Annotated in this window: 16 protein-coding genes; 14 read left to right on the top strand and 2 right to left on the bottom strand. The window is 44.7% G+C overall.

What is annotated here, in order from left to right; all coding sequences use genetic code 11:
• Nucleotides 1–5 precede the first annotated feature (5 nt).
• The 5 genes from HMPREF0650_RS01945 (at nucleotide 6) to HMPREF0650_RS01925 (ending at nucleotide 6,244) form a co-directional block, all read left to right on the top strand.
• On the top strand, nucleotides 6–1,574 hold the full coding sequence (locus HMPREF0650_RS01945) for a RagB/SusD family nutrient uptake outer membrane protein (RefSeq protein ID WP_004347896.1): 1,569 nt from the start codon (nucleotides 6–8) through the stop codon (nucleotides 1,572–1,574).
• A gap of 58 nt (nucleotides 1,575–1,632) precedes the next feature.
• Nucleotides 1,633–2,667 carry a glycoside hydrolase family 18 gene (locus HMPREF0650_RS01940; protein WP_245543440.1) on the top strand — a complete coding sequence of 345 codons (1,035 nt, stop codon included), beginning with the start codon at nucleotides 1,633–1,635 and terminating at the stop codon, nucleotides 2,665–2,667.
• A gap of 6 nt (nucleotides 2,668–2,673) precedes the next feature.
• Nucleotides 2,674–3,819 (top strand): DUF1735 and LamG domain-containing protein, encoded by a 1,146-nt coding sequence (locus HMPREF0650_RS01935; RefSeq protein WP_004347892.1) that lies wholly within the window; start codon nucleotides 2,674–2,676, stop codon nucleotides 3,817–3,819.
• 77 nt (nucleotides 3,820–3,896) lie between these two features.
• The gene (locus HMPREF0650_RS01930) at nucleotides 3,897–5,255 is read left to right on the top strand and encodes a BT_3987 domain-containing protein (RefSeq protein WP_004347891.1); all 1,359 of its coding nucleotides are present in this window, start codon (nucleotides 3,897–3,899) and stop codon (nucleotides 5,253–5,255) included.
• Between the two features lie 17 nt (nucleotides 5,256–5,272).
• Entirely contained in the window at nucleotides 5,273–6,244 is a 972-nt protein-coding gene (locus HMPREF0650_RS01925) for a hypothetical protein (RefSeq protein ID WP_004347889.1), read from the top strand.
• A gap of 294 nt (nucleotides 6,245–6,538) precedes the next feature.
• Here HMPREF0650_RS01925 and HMPREF0650_RS01920 read toward each other — a convergent pair whose 3' ends face one another.
• Nucleotides 6,539–6,931: a hypothetical protein gene (locus tag HMPREF0650_RS01920; RefSeq protein WP_004347888.1), complete on the bottom strand. Its 393-nt coding sequence runs from the start codon at nucleotides 6,929–6,931 to the stop codon at nucleotides 6,539–6,541.
• A gap of 370 nt (nucleotides 6,932–7,301) precedes the next feature.
• On the opposite strand from HMPREF0650_RS01920, the gene HMPREF0650_RS01915 reads away from it, so the two are divergent.
• From HMPREF0650_RS01915 to HMPREF0650_RS01875, 9 genes are all read left to right on the top strand, one after another.
• Nucleotides 7,302–8,189, top strand: a complete 888-nt coding sequence (locus tag HMPREF0650_RS01915) for an NAD kinase (protein ID WP_004347887.1) — start codon at nucleotides 7,302–7,304, stop codon at nucleotides 8,187–8,189.
• A 19-nt stretch (nucleotides 8,190–8,208) separates the two neighbouring features.
• A complete protein-coding gene (locus HMPREF0650_RS01910) occupies nucleotides 8,209–9,879 on the top strand; it encodes an ABC transporter ATP-binding protein (RefSeq protein ID WP_004347886.1) in 1,671 nt (556 codons plus the stop codon).
• Nucleotides 9,880–9,885: 6 nt separating this feature from the next.
• Nucleotides 9,886–10,440, top strand: coding sequence for a TlpA family protein disulfide reductase (locus HMPREF0650_RS01905; protein WP_004347885.1), 555 nt, complete (start codon nucleotides 9,886–9,888; stop codon nucleotides 10,438–10,440).
• Nucleotides 10,437–11,156, top strand: coding sequence for an ABC transporter ATP-binding protein (locus HMPREF0650_RS01900; RefSeq protein WP_040562112.1), 720 nt, complete (start codon nucleotides 10,437–10,439; stop codon nucleotides 11,154–11,156). Before HMPREF0650_RS01905 ends, HMPREF0650_RS01900 begins: the two co-directional genes overlap by 4 nt.
• A gap of 19 nt (nucleotides 11,157–11,175) precedes the next feature.
• A complete protein-coding gene (locus tag HMPREF0650_RS01895) occupies nucleotides 11,176–12,438 on the top strand; it encodes an ABC transporter permease (protein WP_004347883.1) in 1,263 nt (420 codons plus the stop codon).
• A gap of 3 nt (nucleotides 12,439–12,441) precedes the next feature.
• On the top strand, nucleotides 12,442–13,686 hold the full coding sequence (locus HMPREF0650_RS01890; protein WP_004347882.1) for an ABC transporter permease: 1,245 nt from the start codon (nucleotides 12,442–12,444) through the stop codon (nucleotides 13,684–13,686).
• A gap of 93 nt (nucleotides 13,687–13,779) precedes the next feature.
• The gene (locus HMPREF0650_RS01885) at nucleotides 13,780–14,883 is read left to right on the top strand and encodes an efflux RND transporter periplasmic adaptor subunit (protein WP_004347880.1); all 1,104 of its coding nucleotides are present in this window, start codon (nucleotides 13,780–13,782) and stop codon (nucleotides 14,881–14,883) included.
• 589 nt (nucleotides 14,884–15,472) lie between these two features.
• Entirely contained in the window at nucleotides 15,473–16,744 is a 1,272-nt protein-coding gene (locus tag HMPREF0650_RS01880; protein WP_004347877.1) for a glycosyltransferase family 4 protein, read from the top strand.
• Nucleotides 16,745–16,881: 137 nt separating this feature from the next.
• Nucleotides 16,882–17,658, top strand: coding sequence for a glycosyltransferase family 2 protein (locus HMPREF0650_RS01875; RefSeq protein ID WP_004347876.1), 777 nt, complete (start codon nucleotides 16,882–16,884; stop codon nucleotides 17,656–17,658).
• A 654-nt stretch (nucleotides 17,659–18,312) separates the two neighbouring features.
• Here the strand turns inward: HMPREF0650_RS01875 and HMPREF0650_RS01870 are convergent.
• Nucleotides 18,313–19,785, bottom strand: a complete 1,473-nt coding sequence (locus tag HMPREF0650_RS01870; RefSeq protein ID WP_004347875.1) for an alpha-amylase — start codon at nucleotides 19,783–19,785, stop codon at nucleotides 18,313–18,315.
• Between the last annotated feature and the right edge of the window lie 303 nt (nucleotides 19,786–20,088).

The raw sequence follows: 20,088 nt of genomic DNA, 5'->3' as shown, positions 1-20,088 counted from the left end.
CTAAAATGATGACATATAATATAAAATCAATGATGCCTGCTTTGGCTGCGGGCATGCTTCTTACGACAGCCATAGGTTGTACTGATGGGTATGATGACTTCAACCGTAATCCGTATGGCGCGACAAAAGAAGAGATGCAACGTGACGCATACGACATCGCGGGTGCCATGAATAGTTTGGAAGCATGGATTGTTCCAAATCAAGAAAACACTTGCCAATTCACAGAATGTCTTTTGGGTGGCAGCTATGGAGGATACTTTGCTGATTCTAATTCAGGATTCGCTGGTAAAAACTTTGCGCAATATAGTCCTGCCAATGATTGGGCACGCGTGCCATTTAATGATATCATTCCAAAGGTCTTCATTAACTACAATGAGGTAAAACGACTTGCAACAGACGACATAATCCCATCTGTTGCAGAAATTGTGAAGGTGGCAAGCTTGCATCGTATTACGGATGCTTATGGACCAATACCTTATTCTAAAGTAGGTAAAGATGGAGATATAAAAGCACCTTACGATACACAAGAAGATGTGTATAAGTCCATGCTTTCTGAACTTGACGAGGCTATTTCCAAACTTACAGCACATCGTACAAGTGATTTTAGTGCAAATGCAGACAATATATATGGAGGAAAAGTTGAGAAATGGATAAAGTATGCAAACTCGTTAAAGTTGAGATTAGCGATGCGTATGGCAAATGTGAACCCAACATTAGCGAAAAAGTATGCGGAAGAAGCTGTGGCTCACGAAGTGGGTGTGATGACATCTGTTGGCGATAATGCAGAATTTGCAACTACCAAAAATCCACTTTATGTTGTGATGTATATGTATAATGGAGGTGATTCGCGCGTTAGTGCCGACATTACATCTTATATGAACGGATATAACGATCCAAGACGAGCAGCCATGTTCACCAAGACAACATTTGAAAACCTTGAAAATGAGTATAATGGTTTACGCACAGGTATTGCTATTCCAGATGGTAAGGAGGCTCATGCTTATTCAAATTACAATGTGAAAATTGACACTAAAATCATGTTGATGAATGTTGCGGAGGTCGCATTCTTACGAGCAGAAGGCGCTTTGCGTGGTTGGAATATGAATGGTAAAGCTAAGGATCTTTATAATGAGGGCGTTAGATTAAGTTTTCAGCAGTGGGGTGTCACAGGTGCAGACAGCTATCTGAATGATGCAACACGCACGCCAGCGGCTTACATTGATCCCCTGGAACAAAATTCTATAAGTGCGCCGATGTCTTCTATTACTATCGCATGGGATGATAATGCGCAAATGGAAGAGAACCTCGAACGCATCATCACCCAAAAGTGGATTGCCAACTTTCCCCTCGGACAAGAGTCATGGGCAGAATATCGCCGTACAGGATATCCCCGTTTGATGCCAGTAGTGGTAAACAACAGTGGCGGTATTGTAGACAGTAAACGTGGAGCGCGTCGTATTTACTACCCACAAGAGGAACGTACCAACAACCTTGAGAATTATAAGGATGGCGTAAAACTTTTGGGCGGTAGAGACAATATGGCTACTGATGTATGGTGGGCAAAGAAAAACTAAGCCTAAGTACACTACAACTTAATATGTTTTATTAATGATATTTTGTATTATGAATTTTATGAATATAAAGAAAATATCTTCGATGATTTGCCTTTCAGCTTTTGTTTCATTGACAAGCTGCGATACCGATATTGAATCGGTTGGCATCAATGAGCCTACTATCGAAGAACAAAATCCTACGATGCATACTGCTTATCTGCAGCAGTTGCTCCAATACAAGCAACAACCTCATCAGGTTGTGTTTGGTTGGTTTGATAATGCAGACAAACAGCCTGCATCACAAGGCCAATTGATAAGTGCCGTACCCGATAGTTTGGATTATATCGTACTTACTCATCCAGACAGTCTTACGGCCAACGAACTCAAGAGCATGCGTTCTCTTCGCCAAGAAAAAGGCACACGCACTCTCTATGAAATCAATTTCAAGCAATTTGTTGAGCGTTATGATGCGCTGAAACAAGCGTTTTCAGAAGACCCTGCGAACAAAGGAAAGGAGTTTAAACTACAATTAAATACTTTCCTCGTTGACAGCATTCAGTATCGCCTGTCCTTAGCTGACCGATATGGTTATGACGGTGTCGTGATGAATTTCTCTGCTCAACTGCCCCTGTATATGACACCTATGGAGCAAGACTTTTATCTCGCCTTAGAGAATGATGTTCTCGGTATAGCTAAAGATTGGAAAGAACGCCATTCTGATAAGATGTTGGTGTTGTCGGGTATGCCTACGTTTATTAAAGACAAATCGGTGTTGAAACTGGCAAGTTACATCATCATACCTGCACAGGGTACTACTAACGCGGGCGCTTTACGTTATCTGATTAACAAAGCCATGGCAGATGATGTGCCAACCAACAAGTTCGTTCCAATGGTAGACCTCTACTCGTTGGACAAGGCAGATGTAAAGACAGGTTATTGGGGGAAGACTTTTGCAGCCATAGGTGCAGCGCGAGTTGTCGCTATGACAAGCGAAGGTTACCAGTTGGCTGGCTTGGCATTGGGTAACATCAATAATGATTATTACCATGCTGCGTTCACTTATCCGGTTGTTCGTCAGGCTATATCTATTATTAATCCTTCAGTAAAAAAATAAAACATCATGAAAAAGATATTTCTAAAATATATCCCTTTTGCTGCGATGGCTTTTCTGTTGGCAGCTTGTCAGAATAATGATGAGGAGAATTTTGCCAACAAAGGTTTCATAGATGAAACATCTATGTTGGCCGAAACCATTATAAAAGGTAATGTCGCACCGCTGACCAAGACGTTTCATGTAGCATTGGCACGCCCTGCCCAAACGGCAGTCTCGATGACGGCTCATGTAAATACTGCTCTTGTAAGCACCTACAATCAGGCCTATTATACCAATGCCGAACTTTTGCCCGATACTTGTTATCGTGTGGATGTTGACAAAATGAATATAGCCGAAGGTGCAATAAAAAGTACAGAAGCCAAATTCTCCTTTCTAAACTTGGGTGGATTGGACAGAAGTAAACTTTATGTTTTACCGGTTGAGATAGAAAGTAATGCCGTCGAACTGCTGAACACGGCTAAAAGATATTACTTCGTATTTCGTGCAGGTGCTCTTATCAATACGGTGGCAGATATAGAGAAAAACTATCTCGAGATTTCTCCGTGGGCTACTCCCGACAGAGTGAGCCGAATGAAAGAGGTTACCTTAGAAGCTCTTATCTATCCTCGTGAATTTGGTAAACTTATTTCTACCGTCATGGGTATTGAGGGCACGTTCTTGATGCGTATTGGTGATGCGGGTGTTCCCGACAACCAAATTCAAATTGCAACCCACAATGGAAACTTCACCAGTGCGAAATTACAGTTAGAAACTAATAAATGGCAGCATGTGGCAATGACATATAGCCAGGCAACACAAGAGATGAAAGTGTATGTCAACGGACGCATGATGGCAGAAACCAAGATGCAATGTGTTCCCAATCTTGTAGGAAATGGTTTTGATCGCAATTTCCTTATTGGAAAATCGTATGATGACAACCGTTGGCTGTCGGGCTGTATTTCAGAGGCGCGTGTATGGGATGTTGTCCGTACCCCCGAGCAGATAGCCGGCAATATCTATACCGTTGACCCCAAGACACCAGGGCTGGTTGCTTATTGGAAATTTGATGATAATTCTTCGCTTGAAGTTAAAGACCACACGGGTAATGGTAATACCTTGAAAGCGAATGATAAACTAAAGTGGAAAGCGGTATCACTACCTGAAAAGAAATAACATTTTTAATCTTCATTGAGGCGTGAAGGTGTGCCAAATGCCTTCCGCACTCAATAAACTATAAAATTTAATCTATAATGGTTACTAAATATCTTAAACAATGGGGAGTGGCAGCCATGGCGGTTGTTCTCACGGTCGCTTGCTCCGATAGCATTGATGTCGCACATGTAGACGAGGCGATGTATGAAACAAGCAATGAAAGTGTAGCTTTCATTACTGACAAATACGGATTGAGCCAGGCTGACAGTTTGATGTTCAACGAACAAGGTTCAACGGATTTTTATGTAAACTTGGCTAAACCTGCAGAGAAAGATCTCGCATTCATGCTGAGTTATGATGCTGCGGTGCTTGAGCGTTATAATGCAAAGCACAATACCACCATTCAGGCTTTACCTAAAAACTTAATACAGTTTGACGGAAACGTGAATGTAAAGAAAGCTGAGAGAAAGTCTGCACCAGTTAAAATTGCCTATAAGTCTGATGAGGCATTGCAAAAGAATGGCGTGTATGCCATTCCTTTGAAGCTAACAGGAGACGTAAAGGCTTCTGAAGAAAAAGGTGAATTTGTTCTCTTTGTACGCGATATTACAAAGATGCCTAATTGTCATAAAGAGGGTGGCTTGCAGGTAATATCTTGTATGGAAATCAATGATGCGAACCCGTTATACAACCTCTGTTTCACGTTGGAGAAAAGTGGAAAATATTTCTTTGATCAGGTAATCCTCTTCTCGGGAAATATCAATTATAACCCTGAGACACATGAGGTTTACAATTTCAACAATGAAAATATTTCGGCAGTTCTCAATTTCCGTGAAAAATATCTTGCACCATTGCAGCAGAAAGGCATGAAAGTGATACTTGGTATTTTAGGAAATCACGACCGTGCCGGTGTGACCAATCTGTCTGATGAAGGTTGTAAGCATTTTGCTCAAGAACTTAAAAATAAAGTAGAGGCTTACCAACTTGACGGCGTTTTCTTTGACGATGAGTGGTCTAAGCCTGGAAATTATCCTGGCTTTGAGAATGACAAGAATAACGCATCGCGACTGGCTTACGAAACAAAGAAGGCAATGCCTGATAAGTTGGTAGAAGTATATGTATATAGTGGCACTCAATCTTTACATAGTGTTGAGGGAAAACAACCAGGTGAGTTTATTGATTTTGCCATTCATGATTATGGTCGCAATTACGATTTGAGTAAAAACTACCCAGGTTTGAGCAAAAAAGGAATGATCATGGCTTCTATCAATTGTACCAGCATGTATTATCTTGGCTCAAATGCGTATCGTAATATAAAAACTCAAGGATATGGTGGTACCATGTTTTATGCGTTACAACCAGGAGCACGTACATCCCTGGAGGCTATGTCTATGGTATCACAGGCTTTCTTTGGCGAGAATGTCGTTCAACAAGGAGTATTTAATAAAGATTGGTAATCATAAAAATAGAAGATATGAAATCAAAATATTTAGCATTAGCTTGTCTTCTTTTTTCCGCATCATTCATTTCTTGTGATAAAGATGAGGTAGAAGAACAAGAACAGATTGTAGAAACGCCACAAGTTCAATTGCAGTTAGACAAGGATGTTCTTGAAATAAAGGAAGGAGAGTCTGCATCTTTGAATGTATTAAAAGGTGGAGGAGACTATAAAGTGATTAATGAAAATCCCAATATAGCAGTTGGTAAAATTACGGGTAATACTGTGACGGTAGAAGGAAAGCGTCTTGGAATTGCTGGACTTATTTTATCCGATGCTTCAGGAAATTATCGGCGAATCACCGTAAAGACCATGCGCTTTTTTGAATTGAAATTGGATAAAGAAACAATTGATTTAGGCATCAAATTAGGTCATACTGATGGTTATGCCAAGATTTCTGTCCTTGAAGGTAATGGCGGGTATGTCGTGAAAAGTAGCAATGACGGTGTTGTCAAAGTGTCTTCTGTAAGTGATGACGGAGAAATCGTTCTTGCTGGCATTGCGAATGGCACTGCAAATGTTACGATTACCGACATGATGGGAACAAGCAAAACAATCCCTGTCAAGGTTGAAGAGACAACCATACCGTATTCTAAGGACGAAATAAAGGAGTTCCTGAGCCATAAAAATTTGATTGTATCATGGGATAATGAAAAAAGTTATCCTGCCTATGGTGAACACAAGGCTACCAGTAAAGATGGTAAAGGACATATATATTGGAAGTATTTTAGCTATATGTGGTGCGATGTATATTTTGATGGTGACTTAACTGTCGGAAAAAAGACGAATGGAGTCATCAGACATCGCTTCCAATTTGGCTCAAATGAATCTGTTGTAGAATCTATTAATGTAGAAATACTTCAAGTTAAAGATGGCTATGTTTGGGGTATGATGTCTGTCGTAAAAGACAACTATTTACATTATGGAAAATTCTGCGTCAAGCTGTAAACCATATTCTTTACACAGTAAGAAGTAACAATCAGTTAATTTCGGAATAAAAAAAGAGGGTGCGTCGAAATGATGCATCCTCTTTTTGCATGTCGTCAGCTTAATGCTGGCCCGCTCCAAACTCAACGACTTTGGTCATCAAACTCAATGCTATTGGACATCAAACTCAATGACTTTGGTCATCAAACTCAATGCTATTGGAACTTGAGTTCACTAGTTTACGAGTTCAAAGCTTTGCCATTCACTCCCCTCCCCCTCGGGGAGGGGTAGGGGGTGAGGCTGTTCGTTCCCAGTCTACCTGTTACAATCGGCTGTCCAGGTTTCCTTACCCTTTACATAAAGGATATGAAGTTTAGACTCGTCAATCTTGATTCCCTTCAAACCATCAGACCCTATGCTCACGAAAGTGTTGTCATCTTCTTTCGAAAACTTGATGTTGGTCAGGTCGGGAATGCCATTATTGAAGTGAAACGAATACCTGTTCCCCAGTTTGACAACAGTCACTTTGCCGTCATTGGCTGAAATTTTCTTATCTGTTTTGAGGTTTACATACGATATTTTTCCTTTATAAACGTCTGTGAACACTTTGGCTTCTGCTGGATCAGTGTCATCACTACAAGCTGCAAATCCTACTGATAAAAGCAGGGCACATAAGAAAATGGATAATGTTTTTAATGTTGTTTTCATAACTTAATTGTTTTAATTGTCGTTACAAATATAGGGAAAATAGAGCAAAAGTTCAAAATAATTTACATTCTTTATCACAGAATGCTCCGTATTTCTGACAAATTGGTGGTTTTAATCCCTGTAATTAGTTTTCTGTCAAATTTGTTCACATATAAAAAGTGAGGCGCACACCTGGTGAATGTATCTGAATATCGTTCATGAACCGTCAACTATGATGCTCCGAAAAAGATAATCTGTTTTCTACCGTTTCATCGCTTTTTTCAATATAAATATGTATTTTTGCAAGGTATAGCCCGTGCGGCTTAGGGCATGTCAGTCATTACTTTTTACTTGACTGCTGTGTCAGGGACAGATAAAACGATACGCAATCATGTCAGAACAGAAACTAAGATTTGCCCTTTTTGGCAACGAATACCAGCCTGAGAAAACAGCTTTCTTCCTGCGAATTATCGAGGAGTTGCAGGCACACGGTGCTCACGTGAGCATTGATAGCACGTTTTACGACTTTTTATGTCAAGATGTTCATTTCAAATCGGAGACAGTACAGCGGTTTGAAGGACAAGACTTCGATGCCGATTTTGTGATTTCTGTGGGTGGAGACGGTACCTTTCTCAAGGCTGCCCGACGTGTGGGCATCAAACAAATTCCGCTGATAGGGGTGAATACTGGCAGACTCGGTTTTCTTGCCAACATCCTTCCAAGCGAGTTAAAGGAAGCCGTTGCTGACATTTATGCCCACCATTACGAGTTAGAGAGGCATTCGGTCATTCAATTAGAGACCAACGGGGATGCCTTAGACATCAACCCTTACGCCCTCAACGACATTGCAATCCTGAAGCGTGACAATGCGGCGATGATTACCATCCGTGCTTGCGTGAACGATGACTACTTGGTAACCTACCAAGCCGACGGTCTTGTAATTGCGACACCTACGGGTAGTACGGCATACAACTTGTCAAATGGAGGTCCAATCATGGTACCATCGACCAGCAATTTGTGCCTCACACCTGTGGCTCCACACAGTCTGAACATCCGTCCTATCGTGATTAACGACAACAACGTGATTACCCTCACGGTAGAATCACGCTCGCACAACTTCCTCGCTGCCATTGACGGTCGCTCCACAAAGTTAGGTGAGCATACGCAACTGACTATTCGCAAAGCTCCTTTTGCAACCCTATTCGTCAAACGGTTTGGTCAACGTTACTTCTCAACCCTGCGTGAAAAGATGATGTGGGGGGCAGACTCAAGGGGATAACACATAGACACAGCAGCTTATGAACATCCGACAATGGTTTAAGATTCCTACCCCCAAATATTCCGCCAGGGTCATTTTCAAATGGCTTTGGCGTGCTTGGCGTGGCAATCAGTTGCAGGCTATCCTCAATGCCGCCATTGGTTTGCTCTCCGTAGTGGTGAGCTTAGCACAAGTGTGGGCGGTACAGCATGCCATTGACGTGGCGTCTGGACACACAGAAGGTTCTATCTACTGGTCAGTAGGAGTGATGGCATTGCTCGTTCTTTGCGGCTTCGCCCTGCGTATCTGTTCCATTTGGGTGCGCAACATCTTGGGCATCAAGGCGCAAAACCGTATGCAGCAACGCATGCTCGACCGTATTTTGCGGTCGGAATGGACGGGAAAAGAGTCACATCACTCAGGCGATGTACTCAACAGGTTGGAACAGGATGTAGGCACGGTGGTAAGCTTTCTAACCGAAACTATTCCTAATACCATTTCGGTAGTGGCAATGTTTGTGGGCGCTTTCCTGTATCTTTTCTCTATGGACAAAGTACTTGCCTTTGTTATCGTAGGCATTATTCCGGTGTTTGTGCTGTTAAGTAAGCTGTATATTGGACAGATGCGAAGGCTCACCCGACAGGTACGCGACTCGGATAGCAAGGTGCAAAGTGTGCTGCAAGAGACCATTCAGCACCGTATGCTCATCAAGACTTTGGAGAGCGACAGCATCATGGTAGACCGATTGGAAAGCACACAGAGCGAACTTCGACATCGGGTGGTAAAGCGAACGGCATTTAGTGTGGTATCAAACTTTATCTTGAACGCAGGATTCTCTGTGGGTTATCTCATCGCTTTCCTATGGGCAGCCTTGCGAATGGCTGACCAAACGCTGACTTTCGGAGGCATGACGGCGTTCTTGCAATTAGTAAATCGCATTCAAGGACCAGCGCGCGACCTCACTCGCTTAGCACCTGTGTTTGTCGGAGTCTTTACGGCAGCCGAGCGATTGATGGAACTCGAGGAGAATCCTTTGGAGGAACAAGGCGACCCTATCCCCCTGACAGCACCGTGTGGGGTGCGCTTGGAGCACATTACCTACGCATACGACGATGGCGACAGTAATGTGATTGAACAGTTAGATTTTGATTTTTATCCCGGTTCGTGTACGGCTGTCTTGGGCGAAACGGGCGCAGGAAAGACCACATTGATACGACTCATCTTGGCTCTGTTGCACCCCAATGAGGGAAAAGTCATCCTATACAATCAACAAGAGCAAAAAGAATTGTCGCCCCTGATGCGCTGCAACTTTGTGTATGTACCACAAGGAAACACGCTGATGAGTGGCACGATTCGCGACAACTTGCGATTGGGCAAGCTCAACGCTACGGAAGAGGAAATAAAAGCGGCGTTGGAAATGAGTTGTGCCTCGTTTGTCATGGAGCTTCCTGACGGCTTAGACACCGTTTGTACGGAAGCAGGAGGCGGACTGAGCGAGGGACAGGCACAGCGTATCAGCATTGCCCGAGCCTTGTTGCGCAACCGTCCAATCATGCTGTTCGATGAGGCTACCAGTGCTTTAGACCCCGAGACGGAGCGACAGCTCTTACATAATATTCTCTCTAATCACGACAAAACCGTGATATTCATTACTCACAGACCTGCCGTAGTAGACTACTGCGACCAAACGTTACATCTACAAAAACAATAATTAATCATGAAAAGAATTGTATTTCTCACATTTTGCCTGTTCTGCACAGTTGCAACATTGTTGGCACAAGATGATGATGCCAAGTATGCCACTCAGCTTTTAGAGGTTGGAACGACAGCACCAGCCCTTTCGCTGCCCACCATCAACGGTGAGACCTTATCGCTAAACGACTTCCGAGGGAAGTATGTGGTGTTGGAGTTTTGGGCATCTTGGTGCCCCGATTGCCGAAAAATCACACCGAAAGTGGAAGAGTCGGGAACAAAATATGCCGACCATGGCGTAGCTTTCATACACGTTTCGTTTGACACCAACAAAGAGGCATGGACTCAGTATGTACAGCAAAATTGGAAAAACAAGCAAGCATACCATGTTTGCAACTTCGAGAAGATGAAAGAATCGAAAGTGGCAAAGGATTTTCACATCAAGTGGATTCCCTCCTTCTATCTTATCTGTCCAGAAGGAAAGATTGTCATGAGAACGGTGATGGTGGAAAAAATAGAGAAAAAATTAGCTGAGCTGGTGCAACTTTCGAAGCCATGCTGTCGTCTAAAAGCCAAATGATACATCTCAAAGACATCAATAAGACCTATTTTGGCGCACAGCCCCTGCACGTACTCAAGGGCATCACGCTTGACATAGAGGAAGGCGAATTTGTCTCTATCATGGGCGCATCGGGCTCGGGGAAGTCTACCTTATTAAATATATTAGGCATCCTCGACAATTATGACAGTGGCGAATATGTGCTGTCGGGTACGCTCATCAAGAACCTGAGCGAAAGGCGTGCCGCCGAATACCGCAACAAGATGATTGGTTTCATCTTCCAGTCGTTCAACCTCATCGGCTTCAAGACAGCGGTAGAAAACGTAGAGTTGCCCTTGTTCTACCAAGGAGTAAGTCGCAAAACACGCCATCAACAGGCCCTTGAATATCTCGACAGATTGGGATTGGCGCAATGGGCAGACCACTATCCTAATGAGATGTCGGGTGGACAGAAGCAACGTGTCGCCATTGCCCGTGCGCTGATTACCAAACCGCAGATTATCCTAGCCGACGAACCGACGGGAGCTTTGGACTCGAAAACAAGCGTGGAGGTGATGCAACTGCTCAAGTCGCTCAACCAAGACGAACACATGACCATTGTTGTGGTAACGCACGAGAGCGGTGTCGCCAACGAGACAAACAAGATTATTCATATCAAGGACGGACTGATAGGACGCATTGAGGAGAATCTCGACCATAACTCAAGCCCGTTCGGGACAGGAGGTATCATGAAATAAAGCTTAAAACAAATCGACAATGAGAGACATCTTAACAGAAATATGGGCCACCGCACGACGCAATAAACTGCGCACTACCCTCACTGGGTTTGCGGTAGCGTGGGGCATCTTCATGCTCATATTCCTGTTGGGAGCAGGCAACGGACTGATCAACGCCACGCAACAGAACTCGCATAGATACCTCAACACTTCCATGGTGATATTTGGCGGACAAACGTCAAAGGCACACAAAGGACTAAAAGAGGGGCGCAGGATAGAGCTGAACGACCGTGATATGGATATCACCCAAGAGCGATTCAGCGACAATGTGGAAGAGGTGGGTGCCGAACTCGACCATGGCAACACCACTATGAGCCATGGAAAAGAGTACACTGCCGCTAACATCAGTGGCGTATATCCCAACGATTACATCATCAACAAGCGTGACATGATCTACGGGAGGTTCATTAATAAGATAGATATCAGAGACCGCAGGAAGTCGATTGTTATCAGTGATGACATGGCGAAGGAGCTTTCACCCACGGGAAGTGTGGCAGATATGCTGGGACAAATCGTGAGAATGGAAGACTTGGCGTTTCACATTGTGGGTATTTATCAAGTAGACAAAAGCATGATGGGTACCGATGCGTTCATCCCTTTCACTACCTATCGCACTATATATAATGTGGGTGACAAGACTGGCAACATCGTTTTCTCGTTCAAAGGCTTGGAGACAGAACAACAAAACGAGGTTTTCGAACAGCGATACCGTGCTAATCTCAACGGTAATCACGGTGCTGCGCCCGATGATGAAGAGGCGGTTTGGATATGGAACCGATTCACGCAAGCCATGCAGATGAACACTGGAATGGGCATGTTGCGCACGGCATTATGGATAGTGGGCATCTTTACCCTGCTCAGTGGCATCGTCGGAGTTTCCAACATTATGCTTATCACGGTGAAAGAACGCACCCACGAGTTCGGTATCCGCAAGGCTATCGGTGCCACACCATGGTCTATCCTGCGGCTCATCATCATTGAGAGCATCATCATCACCACCTTTTTCGGATACATCGGCATGGTGTTAGGCATTGCAGCCAATGAATACATGAATGCCACCATTGGCAACATGAAGGTTGATTCGGGCATGTTTACCACCACCATGTTCGTCAATCCCACCGTTGGTTTCGACGTTTGCATCAACGCCACGCTACTGATGGTGGTGGCAGGCACTATCGCTGGACTCATTCCCGCACGCAAGGCGGCACACGTAAGACCCATTGAAGCACTAAGAGCAGAATAAGACATGAAGTTTGACATCGACACATACAAAGAGATTATCGAGACACTCTCGCGCAACAAGAGCCGCTCTTTCCTCACTGGCTTTGGCGTTTTCTGGGGCATCTTCATGCTCATGGGACTCATCGGAGGTGGACAAGGATTCAGAGAGTTACTCAATCGGGTGTTCGAAGGCTTTGCTACCAACTCCTCAGTCATCTTCGCTCAACCCACTACCAAGCCATACGACGGCTATCGGAAGGGGCGAAAATGGACGTTGGAATATAAAGACGTGGAGCGTATCAAGGCGAACGTACGCGACTTAGACATCGTTACACCGGGACTGTCACAATGGGGTGGAAACGCTGTGTTTGGCGACAAGAAAAGCAACTGCAACATCAAAGGGCTGATGGCGGATTACGCCAAGGTGGAAACACCACACATGTACTACGGCAGATACCTCAACGAAATGGACATGCAGCAACGCAGGAAGGTGTGTATATTAGGCAAGAAAGTGTACAAAAATCTATTTCCAGGCGGTGGAGACCCTTGCGGTCAGCTCATTAGGATAGACTCTATCTACTACAGTGTCGTAGGAGTAGACTATAGTGCAGGTAACATGCAAATCAATGGGTCGGCAGAAGAGAGCGTCGTCATACCGCTCCCACTGATGCAACAAGCCTACAATTTAGGGCAAACCGTTCACGTTATTTGTGTTACTGGGCGTCCCGGGGTTAAAATGAGCAAGGTGGCACAACCCATGAGAGATGTCATCGCCCGTGCGCACCACATTGATCCGACCGACGAAAAGGGCATCACAGTGTTCAACACCGAAGTGATGTATGGCATGGTTGACAGTCTTTTTGCCGGTGTCAACTTCTTGGTATGGCTCGTAGGTATCGGTACTTTGCTGGCTGGAGCTATCGGTGTGTCCAACATCATGATGGTAACAGTGCGCGAACGAACCACAGAAATTGGCATCAGGCGTGCCATTGGTGCCACGCCACGCACCATTTTGGGACAGATTATCGCAGAGAGCATCATCTTGATAGCGGTAGCTGGCATGAGCGGAATTCTCTTTGCCGTCATCATTCTGCAGCTGGCAGAGATGAGTACCACCACCGATGGCTTTACTGCTGCACATTTCCAAGTAAACTTTTGGACTGCCGTGGGCGCTGTCATCATGCTGTCTTTACTCGGTGTCTTGGCAGGATTGGCACCTGCATTGAGAGCCATGTCTATCAAACCTGTGGATGCCATGCGAGACGAATAACCCAAATAAGAAAACAGATCATAGAACCTATTCATGATACACACCGCCGACCGCAGAACGAGTTGCGCATTGTGAATCATACATTACACCATTATGAAAAAGAATATCAAATTTATCGTTGCAGGCGTTATCGCCCTCATCTTCATCGGAACGTTTGTTTTCCTATGGTTCAAGTCACGCCCTCAACCCGAGGTTTACGACGAGTTTACCCCCAAGATGTCGAACCTGAAGAAGGTAACTGTCATCACTGGCAAGATAGAACCTCGCAACGAGGTGAACGTGAAGCCGCAGATTTCGGGTATCATCACCGAGATTATGAAAGAAGCGGGCGAGATGGTGCAGGCTGGAGAGATTATCGCAAAGGTAAAAGTGGTGCCTGATATGAACCAATTATCAAACGCACAGTCACGCGTTCGCTTGGCACAAATCAACGTGAAGCAAGCGAAAGTGAACTACGACCGTGAGAAGAAGCTCTACGACAAAGGATTAGTAGCTGGTGATGAGTACGACAAGATACGGCAAGCCTACCAACAATCCCAAGAGGAAGTGAAGGCTGCACAGGATAATTTAGAGGTGGTTCGCGACGGTGTGTCAAAGAATAATGCCAACACCAGCAGCACACTTATTCGCTCCACCATTAGCGGTTTGATTCTTGATGTACCTGTAAAAGTGGGCAACACGGTCATCTTGAGCAACACCTTCAACGACGGAACCACCATTGCCACGGTAGCCAACATGGGCGACCTTATCTTCCGAGGCAACATCGACGAGACGGAAGTGGGACAACTCTCTGTGGGCATGCCGATGAAGATAACCATCGGAGCCTTGCAGGACAACACCTTACAGGCGTCTCTCGAATATGTTTCGCCCAAAGCTGTTGAGCAAAACGGCGCCAACCAATTTGAGATTAAAGCCGCCATTCGTAACATCCAGGGAAAAAAGATACGCAGTGGATACAGTGCCAATGCGGAGATTGTGCTGGCAAGTGCGCAAAACGTGTTGACTGTTCCCGAGAGTGCCATCGAGTTTAGTGGAAAACAAACCTATGTATATGTCGTAAAGGGAGATAAGGATAACAAGACTTACGAGCGACGAAAGGTTGAAACGGGTATGAGCGACGGTCTGAACATCGAGATAAAAAGCGGCTTGAACAAGAACGAAAAAGTACGTGGACCTAAGAAAGTGAAGGAAGATTAAGATGACGCAATCGTGCTTTACCGTCTTGTGCGCACGGTCTTGCGGCGTCATTCGTTTGTAAGTGATATTGAATTCTGCTACAAAAAGCTTTATAAAAAACGTAAGTAAAAAAAATACGCTGCAACTCTCAACGAGCTGCAGCGTATAGTATGTTTAACTAAAAATCTTTTCTCAGTAAATGAAAACCTCACGGCCTTCATTGTTACCTGTTAAACAATCTGTTTAATTTACCTTAAACCTAATAACTAAAAACCTAAATCTATTACTACTAACCTAAACAATCTATTAACCTTTTTGGTACTGCAAAGGTAGACAGATTTACCACTCGTTCCAAATAAGTGAGCCATTTTAGTGCTCAAAATGTTTCTTTCTTGACCTATATCAATATTTTGTGTCCGCACACAACATACAAAATCAGGCTTCTTCTACCCTTTCTTTGTGATCAAACAGGTATCCCTTTTGCCACGCACATACGATGAAAATGGGCAGAATGGCGCAAGTTCAAGGATGAAATAGGCTAAAAATAGGCGAAACACTTGTTGGTGTTTCCGATTTAGCGTACCTTTACATCAGAATCAAAACGACCTATATGCGCGTTCTTATTGTGAACACCAGCGAGAAAACGGGTGGCGCCGCAGTGGCTTCCAACCGATTGATGCATGCCTTGAACCAGTCGGGTGTCAAGGCCAAGATGCTGGTCAAGGATAAAGAAACCGACCATCTCACCGTTACGCAGTTGCCACATCGAGCACTGAAAAGGTTGCATTTTCTATGGGAACGCTGGTGTATATTTTGGCATTTGCATTTCTGTAAACGTCATTTGTTCCATGTTGACATAGCCAACGTGGGTTCCGATATCACGTCGTTGCCCGAATTTCAAGAAGCTGACATCATTCATTTGGAGTGGATCAACCAAGGAATGTTGTCGCTGCGCACCATTCAAAAGATTCTTGAGAGTGGCAAACCGGTGGTGTGGACTATGCATGACATGTGGCCGGCAACGGGTATTTGTCACCTTACCCTGTCGTGCCAGAACTTTCAAACGCAGTGTGGCAACTGCATGTATCTGCCCCATCATGGCTCACAAAACGACCTCTCGCACAGGGTGTGGAAACAAAAACAAAAGGTATATGCATCGGGCAACATCCATTTTGTGGCATGTAGCAACTGGCTTGCTGCACAGGCAAAGGCAAGCGGACTATTGCAAAACCATGTGGTGACAACCATTCCGAACCCCATTGACACCCACCTCTTTGCGCCTAACGATAAGGTAGCGGCTGCCAGGCGGTTGGGATTGCCCAGCGATCAACAGCTTGTTTTGTTCGCGTCGCAGCGCATTACGAACGAAAATAAGGGCATTCAGTACCTCATCGAGGCCTGTCAACAACTTGTAGCTGCTCATCCTGAAATGAAAAACAGTGTGGGATTGGTGATGTTGGGCGGTCATGCGGAAGAGTTGGAAGGTGCCTTTAGCTTGCCAACTTATTCGCTTGGATATGTCAATGACACGAAGAAAATAGTGGACGTGTACAATGCAGTGGATGTATTTGTACTGCCTTCGCTCTCAGAAAATCTTCCCAATACCATCATGGAGGCCATGTCATGTGGTGTACCCTGTGTTGGTTTTGACGTGGGGGGCATTCCCGAGATGATTGATCATTTGCAAAACGGCTATGTGGCCCGCTACAAAGATGCCGCATCGTTGGCCGAAGGCATCACGTGGATACTTGACAAAGATACCAATGGTGCGGAACTGAGCAGGCGGTGCATCCATAAAGTGCAAACTGCTTATGCGCAACAGCATGTGGCAAAGCGCTATCTGGAGGTTTACCAAGAGGCAATGGAGGAAGGCAGAAGGTAATGAGCTGGAGTTATTGGGAGTTAGTTGGAGTTAATAGGAGTTATCGGACTTTAGACTCACATAAGAAAAAAACTATCGCCTGTTAACTCCCGTTCACTCCCTCATAACTCCCATTAACTCCCAAAACAAAAAGAGATATGATAAAATTCAGCGTCATCACATGCACCTATCAGGCAGAAAACGAATTGCAAAGAACGCTTGACAGTGTGCTGAAACAGAGATATAAAGAGGTAGAACACTTGATTATTGACGGTGCTTCTACGGATCAAACGGTGAAAATGGCAAAGCGTTACGCCACACTTTCTGCCGAGATGGAAACCGGACACGAGGTGGTGGTGGCTTCAGAACCTGACCATGGTTTGTACGACGCTATGAACAAAGGCTTGCAGAGGGCAACAGGCGACTATGTACTATTTCTCAATGCCGGTGACAGCTTTCCGGCAAACGACACGCTGGAACTTGTGGCTGGTAGCGTGGGCGCATACGATGTCTTGCCCGCCGTGCTGTATGGTGACACCCATATCGTTGATGACAAGGGAGAATTTGTGCGTCGTCGACGCTTGACGCCACCGCGCCATCTCACCTGGCGTTCGTTCTTACACGGCATGCTGGTGTGTCATCAGGCTTTTTATGCACGCACCGACATTGCCAAGGTTACGCCTTACCTGACGAAGTATCGCTATTCTGCCGATGTTGATTGGTGCATACGAATCATGAAAGAGGCGGCTCGTAGACATTTGTCGTTGCGTAATGTGCAGACTGTGGTGGCGAATTATCTGGATGGCGGCATGACCAATCAAAATCACCAAGCATCGCTCAAAGAACGTTTTCACGTCATGGCATCGCATTATGGCTATCTGCCAACCCTCGCGATGCACGGCTGGTTTGTGCTTAGAAGTGTTTTCAAACGGTGAAATTGGGGCGAAGCTGCATGGTGATAGCTGGACAATTGGCAGCTCACTGGTAGTTTCACCGCCATGCTGACCTGACTACATAAGAACTCGCTTTGTTGATTTATTTCAAAATTTTCAAGTTTTGAAATAGAAAAAAATTATCCGCTGATGGTGACTTTTTGGTGGTCTATCAAGCTAAAAATTCATACTTTACAGCATCAAAACACGCAGTTTATCGTGTTATTTGTATGTTTTAGCCATACTATTGGCATGCTATTGGAACGCAATAGCATGCATATTGAAGTTCAATAAGCATGCTTTTGGAGGGAAACCAGTAACAAATTTGACGGATAAAGCGAGGTAATAAGTATAACACATTATACCTCAACCAATTATAAAAATCGCTCATATTTCGCTTATTTGCCATCAACCTTGCGGTTGGTTGCAAATAAGCTCGTATTTCGAGGGCATGTAAAATTATTTCTTAGTTGCTCAACCAGGTTTTCCATATCAGCAGTTGGTGGGGTGTGAATTATCACGTTCCGCCGCTATCCACAGAAACAGGAAATGAAAATGGGAAATGGTAAAATGGGCATCACACCCCCAAAATTTCCCATTTCCCATAATCATGGATGCCCTCTATTGGTTAGATGGCTGATAAACCACCAGCAAAAACTATTCTGGAACCCATACCGAGACATTTCCAGCCGGACAGGTAAAGTTGCCCCAACCATTCTCATCAATCTGAATCTTGTGGTCGAATCTGTCCAACAAATCGTAGAATTTCTGCCCAGCATAAGCCTTTCCTACTTCCATGGGTTTCTCGTATTGGTCTTTGTTGCTCATCACCACGGCACATCCTCGGTTATATCCATCGCCCTCGCGTGTCCAACCAAGGCAGTTGGCGTCTTCAAAATAATCGCGCTGGGTGCCATAAGCATTTTCTTTTCGGGCTTTCAACAGACCGTCAATGCCATCAACCTTATCCAAGAAAATCTCATAATCGTTGCCATCCTGCCCCTTATCCGTATAATGTGCGCCAAACAAATCGGGATAAAACACGCAGGGATAACCGTCTTGTCGCAATAAAATGAGGGCGTAAGCCAATGGTTTGAACCACGCTTCTACCGGTGCTTCCAACGCCTGTAGAGGTTGGGTGTCGTGATTATCAACCACAGTAACTGCCTTGTCGGGGCGGGCTGACAACAGGGTTTCATCAAAGATGCGTCGCAAGTCGTAGTCACCGCCACTATTGGAGGCAACATGGAAGTTTTGCTGCAGCGATGCATCGAACAGGCTCATGCATCCATCCGTAGCCTCCAGATAATCAAGCATCAATGGAAGCAGACCCGGTGTCCAGTACTCACCCACGGCAAAAATGTCCTTCCCGGTATTCGAGCGCAATAGATTCAGCCACTCTTTATAGAATTCAGGCGATTGATGCTTCACGGCATCCAGCCGCACACCATCGAAAAACACCTGGTCGTGATACCATTTTCCCCAGTTGTTCAGTTCCTTGCGAACATAGGGATTTCGGTGCTCAATGTCGTTGTACATCAAATAGTCGTAATTGCCTTTCTCTGAACCAACAACAGTTTCCCACCCATCGCCATGGTCGTTGATGATTTGGAAAATGCCTTTATCCTGCCCTACCGCATAATCTACGCCGGAGAAGCAAGTGAAATCCCACTTAAATTTAGAATATTTGTCGCCACGACCCGGGAAAGTAAACTTGGTATAGCTTTCAATTTCGAAAGGAGCTGATACGTTTTTTTGGCGGTTGTTGGGATCTACCTTCACCACATGAAAGTGTTCGGTCTCATCACCACCAGCCTTGTGATTGAGCACCACATCGACCATCACCGAGACATCCTTGCTCTGTAGGGTCTTGCAAGCATCGATGTATTCATCCTTCGTACCATATTTCGTGGCAATAGTTCCTTTCTGATCGAATTCTCCTAGGTCAAACAAGTCATAAGGATCGTAGCCAACAGAGTTGTCACCCCCAGCTGCCTTATATGCTGGGGGAAACCATACCATGGTGATACCTAACTCTTGAAGCTGAGCAGAAATCTCTTTCATGTGTTTGTAAAACACGCCGTTTCCTTCTGTGTACCAGTGGAAACCTTGCAAAATAGTTTGATTCATACCTTTATCTCTTTATGTAAAGCGTTTATTTAAAATGACGTGTGGGTTGGAAAAAGCCGTTACTTGAACTGGTGCGAAGTTGATTTGGCTTGTTGTAGCAGAAGGGTTTGTAAACGATTTCATTCACTCGGATGGGTTGTTTGGTTGGCGTCTTTTTCAAAAGTATGCAAAAAAGCCCCCTTCATGGTGACTGAAAAACCTTCATATTGTCGTCGTCTTGTGGATTGTACCATACAAAGATATACAAAATACAGCAATGTTCTCGTACAAATTATATTAATTTAACCCGATTGATTCAGTATT

The sequence above is a fragment of the Hoylesella buccalis ATCC 35310 genome, assembly GCF_000177075.1.
Taxonomy (GTDB): domain Bacteria; phylum Bacteroidota; class Bacteroidia; order Bacteroidales; family Bacteroidaceae; genus Prevotella; species Prevotella buccalis.
This window is presented reverse-complemented; position numbering and strand designations above follow the sequence as displayed.

Bases quoted from the DNA above. Each gene is read 5' to 3' on its own strand.
- HMPREF0650_RS01945 (WP_004347896.1), top strand. From the start codon at position 6: ATGATGACATATAATATAAAATCAATGATGCCTGCTTTGGCTGCGGGC.
- HMPREF0650_RS01940 (WP_245543440.1), top strand. From the start codon at position 1,633: ATGAATATAAAGAAAATATCTTCGATGATTTGCCTTTCAGCTTTTGTT.
- HMPREF0650_RS01935 (WP_004347892.1), top strand. From the start codon at position 2,674: ATGAAAAAGATATTTCTAAAATATATCCCTTTTGCTGCGATGGCTTTT.
- HMPREF0650_RS01930 (WP_004347891.1), top strand. From the start codon at position 3,897: ATGGTTACTAAATATCTTAAACAATGGGGAGTGGCAGCCATGGCGGTT.
- HMPREF0650_RS01925 (WP_004347889.1), top strand. From the start codon at position 5,273: ATGAAATCAAAATATTTAGCATTAGCTTGTCTTCTTTTTTCCGCATCA.
- HMPREF0650_RS01920 (WP_004347888.1), bottom strand. From the start codon at position 6,931: ATGAAAACAACATTAAAAACATTATCCATTTTCTTATGTGCCCTGCTT.
- HMPREF0650_RS01915 (WP_004347887.1), top strand. From the start codon at position 7,302: ATGTCAGAACAGAAACTAAGATTTGCCCTTTTTGGCAACGAATACCAG.
- HMPREF0650_RS01910 (WP_004347886.1), top strand. From the start codon at position 8,209: ATGAACATCCGACAATGGTTTAAGATTCCTACCCCCAAATATTCCGCC.
- HMPREF0650_RS01905 (WP_004347885.1), top strand. From the start codon at position 9,886: ATGAAAAGAATTGTATTTCTCACATTTTGCCTGTTCTGCACAGTTGCA.
- HMPREF0650_RS01900 (WP_040562112.1), top strand. From the start codon at position 10,437: ATGATACATCTCAAAGACATCAATAAGACCTATTTTGGCGCACAGCCC.
- HMPREF0650_RS01895 (WP_004347883.1), top strand. From the start codon at position 11,176: ATGAGAGACATCTTAACAGAAATATGGGCCACCGCACGACGCAATAAA.
- HMPREF0650_RS01890 (WP_004347882.1), top strand. From the start codon at position 12,442: ATGAAGTTTGACATCGACACATACAAAGAGATTATCGAGACACTCTCG.
- HMPREF0650_RS01885 (WP_004347880.1), top strand. From the start codon at position 13,780: ATGAAAAAGAATATCAAATTTATCGTTGCAGGCGTTATCGCCCTCATC.
- HMPREF0650_RS01880 (WP_004347877.1), top strand. From the start codon at position 15,473: ATGCGCGTTCTTATTGTGAACACCAGCGAGAAAACGGGTGGCGCCGCA.
- HMPREF0650_RS01875 (WP_004347876.1), top strand. From the start codon at position 16,882: ATGATAAAATTCAGCGTCATCACATGCACCTATCAGGCAGAAAACGAA.
- HMPREF0650_RS01870 (WP_004347875.1), bottom strand. From the start codon at position 19,785: ATGAATCAAACTATTTTGCAAGGTTTCCACTGGTACACAGAAGGAAAC.